24 protein-coding genes are annotated in these 13,879 nt (G+C 50.3%); 1 reads left to right on the plus strand and 23 read right to left on the minus strand.

Annotated elements, in window-relative coordinates:
- Positions 1-6: 6 nt before the first annotated feature.
- From rplF to rpsJ, 17 genes are all read right to left on the minus strand, one after another.
- On the minus strand, positions 7-540 hold the full coding sequence (gene rplF / locus ELK40_RS20650; protein ID WP_003863296.1) for a 50S ribosomal protein L6: 534 nt from the start codon (positions 538-540) through the stop codon (positions 7-9).
- A 12-nt stretch (positions 541-552) separates the two neighbouring features.
- The gene (gene rpsH / locus ELK40_RS20655; RefSeq protein WP_006178918.1) at positions 553-945 is read right to left on the minus strand and encodes a 30S ribosomal protein S8; all 393 of its coding nucleotides are present in this window, start codon (positions 943-945) and stop codon (positions 553-555) included.
- 30 nt (positions 946-975) lie between these two features.
- Complete coding sequence (gene rpsN, locus ELK40_RS20660; protein WP_003863291.1) at positions 976-1,281, minus strand: 30S ribosomal protein S14; 306 nt, start codon at positions 1,279-1,281, stop codon at positions 976-978.
- A gap of 14 nt (positions 1,282-1,295) precedes the next feature.
- A complete protein-coding gene (gene rplE, locus ELK40_RS20665; RefSeq protein ID WP_001096202.1) occupies positions 1,296-1,835 on the minus strand; it encodes a 50S ribosomal protein L5 in 540 nt (179 codons plus the stop codon).
- 14 nt (positions 1,836-1,849) lie between these two features.
- Entirely contained in the window at positions 1,850-2,164 is a 315-nt protein-coding gene (gene rplX, locus ELK40_RS20670; protein WP_003863287.1) for a 50S ribosomal protein L24, read from the minus strand.
- A gap of 10 nt (positions 2,165-2,174) precedes the next feature.
- Positions 2,175-2,546: a 50S ribosomal protein L14 gene (rplN, locus tag ELK40_RS20675; protein WP_002919748.1), complete on the minus strand. Its 372-nt coding sequence runs from the start codon at positions 2,544-2,546 to the stop codon at positions 2,175-2,177.
- 166 nt (positions 2,547-2,712) lie between these two features.
- Positions 2,713-2,967: a 30S ribosomal protein S17 gene (rpsQ, locus tag ELK40_RS20680; RefSeq protein ID WP_008503489.1), complete on the minus strand. Its 255-nt coding sequence runs from the start codon at positions 2,965-2,967 to the stop codon at positions 2,713-2,715.
- Positions 2,967-3,158, minus strand: a complete 192-nt coding sequence (gene rpmC / locus ELK40_RS20685) for a 50S ribosomal protein L29 (RefSeq protein WP_003863282.1) — start codon at positions 3,156-3,158, stop codon at positions 2,967-2,969. Before rpmC ends, rpsQ begins: the two co-directional genes overlap by 1 nt.
- On the minus strand, positions 3,158-3,568 hold the full coding sequence (rplP, locus tag ELK40_RS20690) for a 50S ribosomal protein L16 (protein WP_002919759.1): 411 nt from the start codon (positions 3,566-3,568) through the stop codon (positions 3,158-3,160). The genes rpmC and rplP overlap by 1 nt, the downstream gene beginning before the upstream one ends.
- 12 nt (positions 3,569-3,580) lie before the next feature.
- Entirely contained in the window at positions 3,581-4,282 is a 702-nt protein-coding gene (rpsC, locus tag ELK40_RS20695; protein ID WP_000529945.1) for a 30S ribosomal protein S3, read from the minus strand.
- 17 nt (positions 4,283-4,299) lie between these two features.
- Positions 4,300-4,632: a 50S ribosomal protein L22 gene (gene rplV / locus ELK40_RS20700; RefSeq protein ID WP_002919773.1), complete on the minus strand. Its 333-nt coding sequence runs from the start codon at positions 4,630-4,632 to the stop codon at positions 4,300-4,302.
- A 14-nt stretch (positions 4,633-4,646) separates the two neighbouring features.
- Positions 4,647-4,925: a 30S ribosomal protein S19 gene (rpsS, locus tag ELK40_RS20705; protein WP_001138117.1), complete on the minus strand. Its 279-nt coding sequence runs from the start codon at positions 4,923-4,925 to the stop codon at positions 4,647-4,649.
- A 16-nt stretch (positions 4,926-4,941) separates the two neighbouring features.
- The gene (gene rplB, locus ELK40_RS20710) at positions 4,942-5,763 is read right to left on the minus strand and encodes a 50S ribosomal protein L2 (protein ID WP_008457150.1); all 822 of its coding nucleotides are present in this window, start codon (positions 5,761-5,763) and stop codon (positions 4,942-4,944) included.
- Positions 5,764-5,780: 17 nt separating this feature from the next.
- Positions 5,781-6,083 (minus strand): 50S ribosomal protein L23, encoded by a 303-nt coding sequence (gene rplW, locus ELK40_RS20715; protein ID WP_000617546.1) that lies wholly within the window; start codon positions 6,081-6,083, stop codon positions 5,781-5,783.
- Positions 6,080-6,685: a 50S ribosomal protein L4 gene (gene rplD, locus ELK40_RS20720; protein WP_000424395.1), complete on the minus strand. Its 606-nt coding sequence runs from the start codon at positions 6,683-6,685 to the stop codon at positions 6,080-6,082. The genes rplW and rplD overlap by 4 nt, the downstream gene beginning before the upstream one ends.
- A 10-nt stretch (positions 6,686-6,695) precedes the next feature.
- The gene (gene rplC / locus ELK40_RS20725; RefSeq protein WP_003863274.1) at positions 6,696-7,325 is read right to left on the minus strand and encodes a 50S ribosomal protein L3; all 630 of its coding nucleotides are present in this window, start codon (positions 7,323-7,325) and stop codon (positions 6,696-6,698) included.
- A gap of 32 nt (positions 7,326-7,357) precedes the next feature.
- Positions 7,358-7,669 (minus strand): 30S ribosomal protein S10, encoded by a 312-nt coding sequence (rpsJ, locus tag ELK40_RS20730; protein WP_001181005.1) that lies wholly within the window; start codon positions 7,667-7,669, stop codon positions 7,358-7,360.
- Positions 7,670-8,049: 380 nt separating this feature from the next.
- On the opposite strand from rpsJ, the gene ELK40_RS20735 reads away from it, so the two are divergent.
- Positions 8,050-8,523 carry an A24 family peptidase gene (locus ELK40_RS20735; RefSeq protein WP_127732454.1) on the plus strand — a complete coding sequence of 158 codons (474 nt, stop codon included), beginning with the start codon at positions 8,050-8,052 and terminating at the stop codon, positions 8,521-8,523.
- Here the strand turns inward: ELK40_RS20735 and bfr are convergent.
- The 6 genes from bfr to rpsL all read right to left on the minus strand — a co-directional run bounded on the left by bfr (position 8,507) and on the right by rpsL (position 13,838).
- Entirely contained in the window at positions 8,507-8,983 is a 477-nt protein-coding gene (gene bfr, locus ELK40_RS20740) for a bacterioferritin (RefSeq protein ID WP_008503492.1), read from the minus strand. The two genes, ELK40_RS20735 and bfr, sit on opposite strands and share 17 nt — an antisense overlap.
- Before the next feature lie 72 nt (positions 8,984-9,055).
- Positions 9,056-9,250 (minus strand): bacterioferritin-associated ferredoxin, encoded by a 195-nt coding sequence (gene bfd, locus ELK40_RS20745; protein ID WP_008503493.1) that lies wholly within the window; start codon positions 9,248-9,250, stop codon positions 9,056-9,058.
- Between the two features lie 181 nt (positions 9,251-9,431).
- A complete protein-coding gene (gene tuf / locus ELK40_RS20750) occupies positions 9,432-10,616 on the minus strand; it encodes an elongation factor Tu (protein WP_014068448.1) in 1,185 nt (394 codons plus the stop codon).
- 69 nt (positions 10,617-10,685) lie between these two features.
- Entirely contained in the window at positions 10,686-12,800 is a 2,115-nt protein-coding gene (gene fusA, locus ELK40_RS20755) for an elongation factor G (protein ID WP_008503004.1), read from the minus strand.
- A gap of 96 nt (positions 12,801-12,896) precedes the next feature.
- Positions 12,897-13,367, minus strand: a complete 471-nt coding sequence (gene rpsG, locus ELK40_RS20760) for a 30S ribosomal protein S7 (RefSeq protein ID WP_004106370.1) — start codon at positions 13,365-13,367, stop codon at positions 12,897-12,899.
- 96 nt (positions 13,368-13,463) lie between these two features.
- The gene (gene rpsL, locus ELK40_RS20765) at positions 13,464-13,838 is read right to left on the minus strand and encodes a 30S ribosomal protein S12 (RefSeq protein WP_000246815.1); all 375 of its coding nucleotides are present in this window, start codon (positions 13,836-13,838) and stop codon (positions 13,464-13,466) included.
- Positions 13,839-13,879: the final 41 nt, after the last annotated feature.

Raw genomic sequence — 13,879 nt, forward strand, 5'->3', positions numbered from 1 at the left:
GTTACCTTACTTCTTCTTAGCCTCTTTGGTACGCACGACTTCGTCGGCGTAACGAACACCCTTGCCTTTGTAAGGCTCAGGACGACGGTAGGCGCGCAGATCTGCTGCAACCTGACCGATCAGCTGTTTATCAGCGCCTTTCAGCACGATTTCAGTCTGAGTCGGGCATTCTGCAGTGATACCGGCCGGCAGCGGATGCTCAACAGGGTGTGAGAAGCCCAGAGACAGGCCTACTGCATTCCCTTTGATAGCTGCACGATAACCTACACCAACCAGCTGAAGCTTTTTAGTGAAGCCTTCGGTAACACCAACAACCATTGAGTTCAGCAGGGCACGCGCGGTACCAGCCTGAGCCCATCCATCCACGAAACCATCACGTGGACCGAAGGTCAGAGCGTTATCTGCATGTTTAACTTCAACAGCTTTGTTGAGGGTACGAGTCAGCTCGCCGTTTTTACCTTTGATCGTAATAACCTGACCGTCGATTTTTACATCAACGCCGGCAGGAATAACGACCGGTGCTTTAGCAACACGAGACATTCTTTCCTCCGATTAGGCTACGTAGCAGATAATTTCGCCACCAAGACCAGCCTGGCGCGCTGCACGATCAGTCATAACACCTTTAGAGGTAGAAACAACTGCGATACCAAGACCAGCCATAACTTTTGGCAGCTCATCTTTTTTCTTATAGATGCGCAGGCCTGGGCGGCTGACACGCTGAATGCTTTCTACAACAGCTTTACCCTGGAAATACTTGAGAGTAAGTTCCAGTTCCGGCTTGGTGTCGCCTTCAACTTTAAAATCTTCGATAAAACCTTCTTCCTTCAGCACGTTGGCAATTGCCACTTTCAGCTTGGCGGAAGGCATGGTGACCGCAACTTTGTTCGCGGCCTGACCGTTACGGATACGGGTCAGCATATCCGCGATCGGATCTTGCATGCTCATCTGTCTTTACTCCCGTGATTCAATTGGTAATTACCAGCTAGCCTTTTTCAAGCCTGGCACTTCACCGCGCATGGCGGCTTCACGCAGTTTGATACGGCTCAACCCAAACTTGCCCACATAACCATGTGGACGACCTGTTTGACGACAGCGGTTACGCTGACGAGACGGGCTGGAATCACGCGGCAGAGACTGCAGCTTGAGAACCGCATTCCAACGATCTTCGTCGGAAGCGTTCACATCAGAAATGATCGCTTTCAGTTCAGCGCGTTTAGCGAAGAATTTATCAGCTAAAGCTACGCGCTTTACTTCGCGTGCTTTCATTGATTGCTTAGCCATTCAGTAACCCTACCTTACTTGCGGAACGGGAAGTCAAAGGCAGCCAGCAGAGCACGGCCTTCTTCGTCAGATTTCGCAGTAGTGGTAATGGTAATATCCAAACCACGCACGCGGTCGACTTTATCGTAGTCGATTTCTGGGAAGATGATCTGCTCACGGACACCCATGCTGTAGTTACCACGACCGTCGAAAGACTTAGCGGACAAGCCACGGAAGTCACGGATACGTGGAACAGCAATAGTGATCAGGCGCTCAAAGAACTCCCACATGCGTTCGCCACGCAGAGTTACTTTACAGCCGATCGGATAGCCCTGACGGATTTTGAAGCCTGCAACAGATTTGCGTGCTTTGGTGATCAGCGGTTTTTGACCGGAGATTGCTGTCAGGTCAGCTGCTGCGTTATCCAGCAGTTTCTTGTCAGCGATCGCTTCACCAACACCCATGTTCAGGGTGATCTTCTCGACCCGAGGGACTTGCATGACAGAATTGTAGTTAAACTCGGTCATGAGTTTTTTAACTACTTCGTCTTTGTAGTAATCATGCAGTTTCGCCATCGTACTACTCCAAATTACTTGATAGTTTCGCTGTTAGACTTGAAGAAACGGACTTTTTTGCCGTCTTCGAATCTAAAGCCTACACGGTCAGCCTTGCCGGTAGCCGCATTGAAGATTGCAACGTTAGAAACCTGAATAGCAGCTTCTTTTTCAACGATGCCACCTGGTTGGTTCAGGGCCGGAACCGGCTTCTGATGTTTCTTAACCAGGTTGATACCTTCAACGACAAGTTTGCCGGAAGACAGAACATTTTTTACTTTACCGCGTTTACCTTTATCTTTACCGGTTAACACGATAACTTCGTCATCACGACGGATTTTCGCTGCCATGATTCGCTCCTTAGAGTACTTCTGGTGCCAGAGAGATAATTTTCATGAACTTCTCAGTACGAAGTTCACGAGTTACCGGCCCAAAGATACGCGTGCCGATAGGCTGCTCGCTGTTATTGTTTAAAATAACGCATGCATTACCATCGAAGCGAATGACAGAACCGTCAGGGCGACGAACACCCTTCTTGGTGCGCACCACTACCGCCTTCAGCACATCACCTTTTTTGACCTTACCACGTGGAATTGCTTCCTTGATGGTGATCTTGATGATGTCGCCTACGCCTGCGTAGCGACGGTGCGAGCCACCCAGAACCTTGATACACATTACGCGACGTGCACCGGAGTTGTCGGCGACGTTCAGCATAGTCTGTTCTTGGATCATTTTAGTGCTCCGCTAATGTCAACTACTACCTGAGACTCTAAAATCAGAGCCGTTAAAAAGCCCCATATCGAGGGCGCGGCATTATAACACCGCTTCTGCAATATGGGTAGAAAAAATAAACGGCTCATCGCTGAGCCGTTTATTCGTATTGAGAAGGCGTACTGTATTACAGAACCGCTTTCTCTACAACGCGAACCAGCGTCCAGGACTTAGTCTTGGACAGTGGGCGGCATTCACGGATTTCAACCTTGTCGCCGATACCACATTCGTTGTTCTCGTCATGTACGTGCAGTTTGGTCGTACGCTTGATGAATTTACCGTAGATCGGGTGTTTCACAATACGTTCGATAGCTACAACAATGGATTTCTCCATTTTGTCGCTAACAACACGACCTTGCAGAGTACGGATTTTATCGGTCATTACGCACCCGCCTTCTGAGTCAGTAAAGTCTTAACGCGTGCAACATTGCGACGCACTTGCTTCAGCAGGTGAGTCTGTTGCAGCTGGCCACTTGCAGCCTGCATACGCAGGTTGAACTGCTCACGCAGCAGGTTCAGCAGCTCAGCGTTCAGCTCTTCAACGCTTTTTTCACGCAGCTCTTTTGCTTTCATTACATCACCGTCTTAGTTACAAAGGTGGTTTTGATAGGCAGTTTCGCTGCTGCCAGGCCGAAGGCTTCACGGGCCAGCTCTTCCGGAACACCGTCCATTTCATAAAGGACTTTGCCCGGTTGGATCAAGGCAACCCAGTACTCCACGTTACCTTTACCTTTACCCATACGAACTTCCAGCGGCTTCTCGGTGATCGGTTTGTCCGGGAATACACGGATCCAGATCTTACCTTGACGCTTAACTGCACGGGTCATTGCACGACGTGCTGCTTCGATCTGACGTGCAGTCAGACGACCACGGCCAACAGCTTTCAGACCGAAAGTGCCGAAGCTAACATCCGTACCCTGCGCCAGACCACGGTTGCGGCCTTTGTGCACTTTACGGAATTTTGTACGCTTTGGTTGTAACATCAGCGACGCTCCTTATTTACGGCCTTTACGCTGCTGCTTTTTAGGTTGAGCAGCCGGTTTTTCCGGTTGTTCAACAGCAGCCATACCACCCAGGATCTCACCTTTGAAGATCCATACCTTAACGCCGATTACACCGTAAGTGGTGTGCGCTTCAGAGGTGTTGTAGTCGATGTCAGCACGCAGAGTGTGCAGCGGTACGCGACCTTCACGGTACCATTCGGTACGTGCGATTTCCGCGCCGCCCAGACGGCCGCTAACTTCAACTTTGATACCTTTAGCGCCCAGACGCATTGCGTTCTGTACAGCACGCTTCATAGCACGACGGAACATAACACGACGTTCCAGCTGCGAAGTGATGCTGTCAGCAACCAATTTAGCGTCCAGTTCAGGCTTACGAACTTCAGCGATATTGATCTGTGCAGGAACGCCAGCGATATCCGCTACGACCTTGCGCAGTTTTTCTACGTCTTCGCCTTTCTTACCGATAACGATGCCAGGACGAGCAGTGTGAATAGTCACACGGATGCTCTTCGCTGGACGCTCGATAACGATACGAGATACAGACGCTTTAGCCAGTTCCTTAGTCAGGTACTGACGTACTTTAAAATCGCTGTCCAGGTTGTCAGCGAATTCTTTGGTGTTCGCAAACCAGGTAGAGTTCCATGGTTTTACAATACCCAGGCGAATACCATTAGGATGTACTTTCTGACCCATTGCTAGTCTCCAGAGTCTCAGCGATCGGACACAACCACAGTAATGTGGCTGGTGCGCTTCAGGATGCGATCTGCACGACCTTTCGCACGCGGCATAATGCGCTTCATGCTTGGGCCTTCATCTACGAAAATTTTCGCGACTTTCAGATCGTCGATGTCAGCGCCATCGTTGTGTTCAGCGTTAGCAATGGCAGATTCCAGTACTTTCTTGACCAATACCGCAGCTTTCTTGTTGGTATAAGTCAGGATGTCCAGGGCCTGCGACACTTTCTTACCGCGAATCAGGTCAGCAACAAGGCGAACCTTCTGAGCAGAAGAACGAGCATGGCGATGTTGAGCTAAAGTTTCCATCTCTTCCTCCTACCTTATTTCTTCTTCGCTTTTTTATCAGCAGCGTGGCCGCGATAAGTACGAGTCGGTGCGAATTCCCCCAGTTTGTGACCAACCATTTCGTCGGTAACAAAGACTGGAACGTGCTGACGACCATTATGGACAGCGATGGTCAAACCGATCATGTTAGGAAAGATCGTTGAACGACGGGACCAAGTGCGCAGGGGCTTCTTGTCTCCGCTTTCCACCGCTTTCTCTACCTTCTTCAGCAAGTGCAGGTCAATAAAAGGACCTTTCTTGAGAGAACGTGGCATGGCTTATCCTCTAAAATTATTTGCTACGGCGACGTACGATAAATTTATCAGTACGCTTGTTGCTGCGGGTCTTCTTACCTTTGGTCTGAACGCCCCACGGAGATACCGGGTGCTTACCAAAGTTACGACCTTCACCACCACCATGTGGGTGATCGACTGGGTTCATCGCAGTACCGCGAACGGTAGGACGAACACCACGCCAGCGTGCAGCACCTGCTTTACCCAGAACGCGCAGCATATGCTCAGCATTGCCAACTTCGCCCAGAGTAGCGCGGCAGTCTGCTTCGACTTTACGCATTTCACCAGAACGCAGACGCAGGGTGACATAAGCACCATCACGAGCAACGATCTGAACGTAAGTACCAGCGGAACGTGCCAGCTGACCGCCTTTACCTGGTTTCATTTCTACGTTATGAACGGTAGAACCAACCGGGATATTGCGCATCGGCAGGGTGTTGCCTGCTTTGATTGCAGCATCAACGCCAGACTGAATCTGGTCGCCAGCTTTCAGGCCTTTAGGGGCCAGGATGTAACGGCGTTCGCCGTCTTTGTACAGAACCAGCGCGATGTTCGCGGAACGGTTCGGATCGTACTCAAGACGTTCAACAACTGCTGGGATACCGTCTTTGTTGCGTTTGAAGTCAACAATACGATAAGCCTGCTTGTGGCCACCACCGATGTGACGAGTGGTGATACGGCCATTGTTGTTACGACCACCGGATTTGCTGTTTTTTTCCAGCAACGGAGCAAAAGGTTTGCCCTTGTGCAGCTCAGGGTTAACCACTTTAACTACGTGGCGACGACCCGGAGATGTCGGTTTACATTTAACAACTGCCATTGTATTACTCCTCCGACTTACTCAGCGCCGCCAACGAAGTCCAGATTCTGGCCTTCTTTCAGGGTGACGTAAGCTTTTTTCCAGTCGCTACGACGACCGATACGCTGTCCGTGACGTTTAACTTTCCCTTTAACTACCAGGGTGTTAACGACTTCGACTTCGACTTCAAACAGTTTCTGCACAGCAGCTTTGATCTCTGCTTTGGTCGCGTCTTTAGCAACTTTGAGAACGATGGTGTTTGTTTTTTCCATCGCAGTAGACGCTTTTTCAGAAACGTGCGGTGCGCGAAGCACCTTCAGCAGACGTTCTTCACGAATCATGCCAGCATCTCCTCAACTTGCTTAACAGCATCAGCAGTCATTACGACTTTGTCGAAGGCGATCAGGCTAACCGGGTCGATACCAGTCGCATCGCGTACGTCAACCTTGTGCAGGTTACGTGCGGCCAGGAACAGGTTCTCGTCCAGCTCACCGGTGATGATCAGCACATCTTCCAGAGCCATGTCTTTCAGTTTCTGTGCCAGCAGCTTAGTTTTAGGCGCTTCAACAGAGAACTTCTCGACAACGATCAGACGATCCTGACGTACCAGTTCGGACAGGATGCTTTTCAGCGCGCCGCGGTACATCTTTTTGTTAACTTTTTGACTGTGGTCCTGTGGACGCGCAGCGAAGGTCACGCCACCTGAACGCCAGATCGGGCTCTTGATAGAACCTGAACGCGCACGGCCGGTACCTTTCTGGCGCCATGGCTTTTTGCCAGAACCAGTTACTTCAGCACGAGTCTTCTGAGCACGAGTACCCTGACGAGCACCAGCTGCATAAGCAACAACAACCTGGTGAACCAGCGCTTCGTTGAAATCACGACCGAAGGTAGTTTCGGAAACAGTCAGCGCGCTCTGCGCGTCTTTCAATACTAATTCCATTGCTATCCCCTTACGCCTTCACAGCTGGTTTAACGATCAGGTCGCTACCGGTTGCACCCGGAACTGCACCTTTAACCAGCAGCAGGTTGCGCTCAGCGTCAACACGTACTACGTCCAGGCTCTGAACGGTTACACGTTCGTTACCCAGCTGACCTGCCATTTTCTTGCCTTTGAACACTTTGCCCGGAGTCTGGTTCTGACCGATAGAACCCGGAACGCGGTGAGACAAGGAGTTACCGTGAGTAGCGTCCTGGGTACGGAAGTTCCAGCGCTTAACGGTACCAGCAAAACCTTTACCTTTAGAGGTACCGGTTACGTCAACTTTTTTAACGTCAGCAAACAGCTCAACGCTAATGTCCTGACCTACGGTGAACTCTTCGCCTTCAGCAAGACGGAATTCCCACAGACCACGGCCAGCTTCTACGCCAGCTTTAGCGAAGTGACCCGCTTCTGGTTTGGTTACACGGTTAGCTTTTTTAGCACCAGTGGTAACCTGAATAGCGCGGTAGCCATCGTTAGCCAGATCTTTAACCTGAGTAACGCGGTTTGCTTCAACTTCGATTACGGTTACTGGGATAGAAACGCCATCTTCAGTGAAGATGCGGGTCATACCCACTTTTTTACCGACTAAACCAATCATTGTTTCAACCTCTCAATCGCTCGATGACCTGATTAACCCAGGCTGATCTGCACGTCTACACCGGCAGCCAGATCCAGACGCATCAGAGCATCAACGGTTTTCTCAGTTGGCTCAACGATGTCAACCAGACGCTTGTGAGTGCGGATTTCGTACTGATCGCGCGCGTCTTTGTTAACGTGCGGAGAGATCAGAACGGTGAAGCGCTCTTTGCGGGTCGGCAGCGGGATCGGACCACGGACTTGCGCACCAGTGCGCTTAGCAGTCTCGACGATTTCCGCGGTTGATTGATCGATCAGACGATGATCAAACGCTTTAAGGCGGATACGGATTCTTTGGTTCTGCATGAGACCAGAGCTCCAATTATTTTATAAACGAAAATGATTACTCCTCAAACCCATTACGATTGATGGGAGAGTGTAACCGTTCTTACGTAGCTCCCCAATTGGGAGCATTGTTGAGTAACAAAATGAGCTACTCTGGTTCTGATTGAACCCGCCGTCAATTACGACAAGCCCGCGCATTATACGTAAATCTGGGCAAGACGCAAGTGCCGTTTAGAAATTAAGCGCCAGAGGCGCAGTATTCGTAAGAGCGCGCAACATTTTATGCAATGTAATCTGCGTCGATGCTTTGTTTCGAGCCGCTACGCATCTCCGTTTTTTGTGCATTGCCAGCTAGGCCGATTATAACGAGTATGCCCTCAAACCCGCTTGAGGCCTTTTTCATGCTAACCACCCTCCCCTTTCTGCTGATCTATCTTTCGCTGACTGCCTTACTGGTACATGCCGATATTCGCTACGGTCTGCTTCCCGATAAATTTCTCTGCCCGCTGTTATGGTCGGGATTGCTCTTTCAGCTCTGTATCCATCCTGATTTTCTGCCGAGCGCGGTGGTGGGTGCGATGGCTGGATATATCGGTTTTGCCGTTATTTACTGGGGCTACTGGTTTATCCGCCGACGTGAAGGTATGGGATATGGCGATGTGAAATACCTGGCGGCGCTTGGCGCATGGCACGGCTGGTGCGTACTGCCTACGCTGGCGCTACTCGCGGCGCTGATAGCGCTTCTTTGCATTCTTGTTTTTTCGTTAATCCGCCCTGATAAGAAGGCAATAAAAAACCCGCTGCCTTTTGGGCCATCTCTGGCAGCAGCGGGTTTATGCGTTGGCTGGAAGACGTTGCTTATTCTTCCACTTTAATCTGTGACTGAAGATAGTTTTGCAGGCCGATTTTAGCAATCAGATCCAGCTCCGTTTCCAGCCAGTCAATATGGCCTTCTTCATCGGCCAGGATCTGGATCATCATATCGCGACTGACGTAGTCATGTACGCTGTCTGCGTAGGCAATGGCTTCACGGAGATCTTTGGCACCTTCAAGCTCCAGCCTGAGGTCGGAACGCAGCATCTCTTCGACATCTTCTCCGATGCCCAGCTTGCCGAGATCCTGCAGGTTTGGAATGCCTTCAAGGAATAAAATACGCTCGATATATTTATCAGCGTGTTTCATCTCATCTATAGATTCATGGTACTCAACGTCGTTTAAACGTTTGAGTCCCCAGTTTTTGAACATTCTCGCGTGAAGAAAGTACTGGTTGATTGCGACAAGCTCATTTCCCAATAATTTATTGAGATAACTTATGATTTTAACATCACCTTTCATTATATAGTCCCTCCGCTTCCACTCATTGAAGCGTAGATCGGGCTACAGGGATGTCAAAAAAAAGATGGGCGCTTACGCGATCTCTTTGTATTCCGGGATCTGCATCAGTTCGTCCTGCATGATCTCTCGCGCAGCACGTACACATTTACCGCATTGATTTCCCACCGGAACAAATTTGCGAAGCTGCTGGAATGACTGGGGCTGGAACTGGCGAACGGCCTGACGTATTTTTTTGTCGCTTACACCATTACATAAACAAACGTACATAGAAACTCCCGTTCAAATTATGCGCAAAGTGTAAGTGAGAATGGTTATGATTACAATAGCACAAACGCCAGAATGCGGGGCGGGAGCAGGCAAAAAATGCGAAATTTTGTGACAAATACCTGAGCGGCAGAAAACAAAAAAGGACGCCGAAGCGTCCTTTTTTTTATTCGGGGATAATTAATTAGCCCAGAACTTTAGCAACAACGCCCGCGCCAACGGTACGGCCGCCTTCACGGATTGCGAAACGCAGACCGTCGTCCATCGCGATTGGGTGGATCAGAGTCACAACCATCTTGATGTTGTCGCCTGGCATTACCATCTCAACGCCTTCTGGCAGTTCGATGGTACCGGTCACGTCAGTTGTACGGAAGTAGAACTGTGGACGGTAGCCTTTGAAGAACGGAGTATGACGGCCGCCTTCGTCTTTGGACAGAATGTACACTTCAGATTCGAACTTGGTGTGTGGCTTGATTGAGCCTGGCTTCGCCAGAACCTGACCACGTTCGATTTCTTCACGTTTGATACCACGCAGCAGAACACCAACGTTCTCACCAGCACGGCCTTCGTCCAGCAGTTTGCGGAACATTTCAACGCCAGTACAGGTAGACTTCGCAGTCTCTTTGATACCAACGATTTCAACTTCTTCACCAACTTTGATGATACCGCGCTCTACACGACCGGTAACAACGGTACCACGACCGGAGATGGAGAATACGTCTTCGATTGGCAGCAGGAATGGCTTGTCAATCGCACGCTCTGGTTCTGGGATGTAAGAATCCAGGAAGCCAGCCAGTTCGATGATTTTCGCTTCCCACTCAGCTTCGCCTTCCAGCGCTTTCAGAGCAGAACCACGAACGATTGGAGTATCGTCGCCTGGGAAATCGTACTGAGACAGCAGTTCACGAACTTCCATCTCTACCAGTTCCAGCAGCTCTTCGTCATCAACCATGTCGCACTTGTTCAGGAACACGATGATGAAAGGAACGCCTACCTGACGACCCAGCAGGATGTGCTCACGAGTCTGAGGCATTGGGCCGTCAGTCGCAGCAACAACCAGGATCGCGCCGTCCATCTGCGCAGCACCGGTGATCATGTTTTTAACATAGTCGGCGTGGCCTGGGCAGTCTACGTGTGCGTAGTGGCGAGTCGGGGTGTCATATTCAACGTGGGAAGTGTTGATGGTGATACCACGAGCTTTTTCTTCTGGTGCGTTATCGATCTGGTCGAATGCACGAGCAGAACCACCGTAGGTTTTAGCCAGAACGGTAGTGATTGCAGCAGTCAGGGTAGTTTTACCATGGTCAACGTGGCCGATAGTACCAACGTTGACGTGCGGTTTTGTACGTTCAAATTTTTCTTTAGACACGGCTATATTCCTTACTATAGTGCTCTCCCCTCTGGAGAGAGCACGGGACTTAGGTTTTAATCCTGTGGATTACTTACCACGGGCTTCAATAACGGCCTGAGCAACGTTGTTAGGCGCATCATCATACTTCAGGAATTCCATGGTGTATGATGCACGACCTTTGGTCAGAGAACGCAGCTGAGTCGCATATCCGAACATTTCAGACAGCGGAACTTCAGCGTGGATCTTAACGCCAGTTACTTCGGATTCCTGACCACGCAGCATACCGCGACGACGGCTCAAGTCACCGATAACGTCACCGGTGTTCTCTTCAGGAGTTTCTACTTCAACCTTCATGATTGGCTCAAGCAGAACTGGTTTTGCTTTCTTAAAGCCTTCTTTAAAGGCAATAGACGCAGCCAGTTTAAACGCCAGTTCAGAGGAGTCAACGTCGTGGTAAGAACCGAAGTGCAGACGAACACCCATGTCAACAACCGGATAGCCAGCCAGAGGGCCCGCTTTCAGCTGTTCCTGGATGCCTTTATCAACGGCAGGGATGTATTCGCCAGGAATTACACCACCTTTGATGTCGTTGATGAACTCGTAACCTTTCGGGTTAGAGCCCGGCTCCAGTGGGTACATGTCGATCACAACGTGACCGTACTGACCGCGACCACCAGACTGCTTAGCGTGTTTACCTTCAATGTCGGTAACTTTCGCGCGAATCGCTTCGCGGTAAGCAACCTGAGGTTTACCCACGTTCGCTTCAACGTTGAATTCACGCTTCATACGGTCAACGATGATGTCCAGGTGCAGTTCACCCATACCAGCGATGATGGTCTGGTTAGATTCTTCATCAGTCCATACGCGGAATGATGGGTCTTCTTTCGCCAGACGGCCCAGAGCCAGACCCATTTTTTCCTGGTCAGCTTTGGTTTTTGGTTCAACTGCGATGGAGATTACCGGCTCTGGGAATTCCATACGCTCCAGAATGATCGGGTGATCCGGGTCACACAGGGTGTCACCAGTGGTCACGTCTTTCAGACCGATAGCTGCAGCGATGTCGCCCGCACGAACTTCTTTGATCTCTTCACGTTTGTTAGCGTGCATCTGTACGATACGGCCAAAACGCTCACGCGCCGCTTTCACGGAGTTCAGGATGGTGTCACCGGAGTTAACCACACCAGAATAAACGCGGAAGAAGGTCAGGTTACCCACGAATGGGTCGGTAGCAATTTTGAACGCCAGTGCAGAGAATGGCTCTTCGTCGCTTGCGTGACGCTCAGCCGGAGTATCTTTACCGTCGTCCAGGATGCCGTTGATCGCAGGAACGTCAACCGGGGATGGCAGGTAGTCAACTACCGCATCCAGCATCGCCTGAACACCTTTGTTCTTGAACGCAGAACCACAGGTTACCAGGATGATTTCGTTGTTCAGAACGCGCTGACGCAGAGCTTTTTTGATCTCTTCTTCAGTCAGTTCTTCACCACCCAGGTATTTCTCCATCAGCTCTTCAGAAGCTTCAGCAGCGGATTCGATCAGGTTCTGGTGCCATTCGTCAGCCAGGTCCTGCATTGCAGCTGGGATATCTTCGTATTCGAAGGTAACGCCCTGGTCTGCATCGTTCCAGTTGATGGCTTTCATTTTCACCAGGTCGATAACGCCGGTGAAGCCTTCTTCAGCACCAATTGCCAGCTGCAGCGGAACAGGGTTCGCGCCCAGACGGGTTTTGATCTGACCAACAACTTTCAGGAAGTTAGCACCCATACGGTCCATTTTGTTAACGAACGCGATGCGTGGAACTTTATATTTGTTCGCCTGACGCCATACGGTTTCAGACTGTGGCTGAACACCACCAACTGCGCAATAAACCATTACCGCGCCGTCAAGAACACGCATGGAACGTTCTACTTCGATGGTGAAGTCAACGTGCCCTGGGGTGTCGATGATGTTTACGCGATGCGGTTCGTACTGCTTAGCCATACCTGACCAGAATGCAGTAGTCGCTGCGGAGGTGATAGTGATACCACGCTCCTGCTCCTGTTCCATCCAGTCCATGGTGGCTGCGCCGTCATGAACTTCACCGATTTTGTGGTTTACACCGGTGTAGAACAGAATACGTTCGGTAGTAGTGGTTTTACCGGCGTCGATGTGCGCACTGATACCGATGTTACGGTAGCGTGCGATGGGTGTTGTACGAGCCATTTGATTCCTCGTTTATATCTTTAGGCGTTCAGTTAAGTTACCCAGAGCGGGCGGCTTCTCTGAAGCGCCCGCCTGGTGACTAAGACTCCGAAGGGATTACCAACGGTAGTGTGCGAACGCCTTGTTGGCTTCTGCCATACGGTGAACGTCTTCACGTTTCTTAACTGCAGTACCTTTGTTGTCTGCAGCATCAGAAAGTTCGTTCGCCAGACGCAGAGCCATGGATTTATCACCGCGTTTACGAGCAGCTTCAACGATCCAACGCATTGCCAGGGCATTACGACGGACCGGACGAACTTCAACTGGAACCTGATAAGTAGAACCACCAACGCGGCGGGACTTAACTTCTACAGTTGGGCGAACGTTGTCGAGAGCGACTTCGAAAGCTTCCAGTTCATTTTTACCAGAACGCTGAGCCAGGGTCTCAAGCGCGCTGTATACGATTGCTTCTGCAGTAGATTTTTTACCATCTACCATCAGGATATTTACAAATTTTGCCAGCAGTTCTGATCCGAATTTCGGATCTGGAAGAATTTTACGCTGACCAATGACGCGACGACGTGGCATGGGAATACTCCGTTGTTAATTCAGGATTGTCCAAAACTCAAAGAGTTTAGTGTGACATTAAGATAAATCAGTTTGGCCTTACTTAACGGAGAACCATTAAGCCTTAGGACGCTTCACGCCGTACTTGGAGCGAGCCTGCTTACGGTCTTTAACACCTGAGCAGTCCAGCGCACCACGAACGGTGTGGTAACGAACACCCGGAAGGTCTTTAACACGACCGCCACGGATCAGGATCACGGAGTGCTCCTGCAGGTTGTGACCTTCACCACCGATGTAGGAAGTCACTTCGAAACCGTTAGTCAAACGCACACGGCATACTTTACGCAGTGCGGAGTTTGGTTTTTTAGGAGTGGTGGTATATACACGAGTACATACGCCACGTTTCTGCGGGCAGGCTTCCAGCGCAGGCACGTTGCTTTTCGCAACTTTGCGTGCACGTGGTTTGCGTACCAGCTGGTTAACTGTTGCCATTAAATAGCTCCTGGTTTTAGCTTTTGCTTCGTAAACACGTA

Origin of the sequence: Enterobacter sp. N18-03635, from assembly GCF_004006055.1 — a bacterium.
GTDB lineage: Bacteria > Pseudomonadota > Gammaproteobacteria > Enterobacterales > Enterobacteriaceae > Enterobacter > Enterobacter vonholyi.

Bases quoted from the DNA above. Each gene is read 5' to 3' on its own strand.
- rplF (WP_003863296.1), bottom strand. From the start codon at position 540: ATGTCTCGTGTTGCTAAAGCACCGGTCGTTATTCCTGCCGGCGTTGAT.
- rpsH (WP_006178918.1), bottom strand. From the start codon at position 945: ATGAGCATGCAAGATCCGATCGCGGATATGCTGACCCGTATCCGTAAC.
- rpsN (WP_003863291.1), bottom strand. From the start codon at position 1,281: ATGGCTAAGCAATCAATGAAAGCACGCGAAGTAAAGCGCGTAGCTTTA.
- rplE (WP_001096202.1), bottom strand. From the start codon at position 1,835: ATGGCGAAACTGCATGATTACTACAAAGACGAAGTAGTTAAAAAACTC.
- rplX (WP_003863287.1), bottom strand. From the start codon at position 2,164: ATGGCAGCGAAAATCCGTCGTGATGACGAAGTTATCGTGTTAACCGGT.
- rplN (WP_002919748.1), bottom strand. From the start codon at position 2,546: ATGATCCAAGAACAGACTATGCTGAACGTCGCCGACAACTCCGGTGCA.
- rpsQ (WP_008503489.1), bottom strand. From the start codon at position 2,967: ATGACCGATAAAATCCGTACTCTGCAAGGTCGTGTTGTTAGCGACAAA.
- rpmC (WP_003863282.1), bottom strand. From the start codon at position 3,158: ATGAAAGCAAAAGAGCTGCGTGAAAAAAGCGTTGAAGAGCTGAACGCT.
- rplP (WP_002919759.1), bottom strand. From the start codon at position 3,568: ATGTTACAACCAAAGCGTACAAAATTCCGTAAAGTGCACAAAGGCCGC.
- rpsC (WP_000529945.1), bottom strand. From the start codon at position 4,282: ATGGGTCAGAAAGTACATCCTAATGGTATTCGCCTGGGTATTGTAAAA.
- rplV (WP_002919773.1), bottom strand. From the start codon at position 4,632: ATGGAAACTTTAGCTCAACATCGCCATGCTCGTTCTTCTGCTCAGAAG.
- rpsS (WP_001138117.1), bottom strand. From the start codon at position 4,925: ATGCCACGTTCTCTCAAGAAAGGTCCTTTTATTGACCTGCACTTGCTG.
- rplB (WP_008457150.1), bottom strand. From the start codon at position 5,763: ATGGCAGTTGTTAAATGTAAACCGACATCTCCGGGTCGTCGCCACGTA.
- rplW (WP_000617546.1), bottom strand. From the start codon at position 6,083: ATGATTCGTGAAGAACGTCTGCTGAAGGTGCTTCGCGCACCGCACGTT.
- rplD (WP_000424395.1), bottom strand. From the start codon at position 6,685: ATGGAATTAGTATTGAAAGACGCGCAGAGCGCGCTGACTGTTTCCGAA.
- rplC (WP_003863274.1), bottom strand. From the start codon at position 7,325: ATGATTGGTTTAGTCGGTAAAAAAGTGGGTATGACCCGCATCTTCACT.
- rpsJ (WP_001181005.1), bottom strand. From the start codon at position 7,669: ATGCAGAACCAAAGAATCCGTATCCGCCTTAAAGCGTTTGATCATCGT.
- ELK40_RS20735 (WP_127732454.1), top strand. From the start codon at position 8,050: ATGCTAACCACCCTCCCCTTTCTGCTGATCTATCTTTCGCTGACTGCC.
- bfr (WP_008503492.1), bottom strand. From the start codon at position 8,983: ATGAAAGGTGATGTTAAAATCATAAGTTATCTCAATAAATTATTGGGA.
- bfd (WP_008503493.1), bottom strand. From the start codon at position 9,250: ATGTACGTTTGTTTATGTAATGGTGTAAGCGACAAAAAAATACGTCAG.
- fusA (WP_008503004.1), bottom strand. From the start codon at position 12,800: ATGGCTCGTACAACACCCATCGCACGCTACCGTAACATCGGTATCAGT.
- rpsG (WP_004106370.1), bottom strand. From the start codon at position 13,367: ATGCCACGTCGTCGCGTCATTGGTCAGCGTAAAATTCTTCCAGATCCG.
- rpsL (WP_000246815.1), bottom strand. From the start codon at position 13,838: ATGGCAACAGTTAACCAGCTGGTACGCAAACCACGTGCACGCAAAGTT.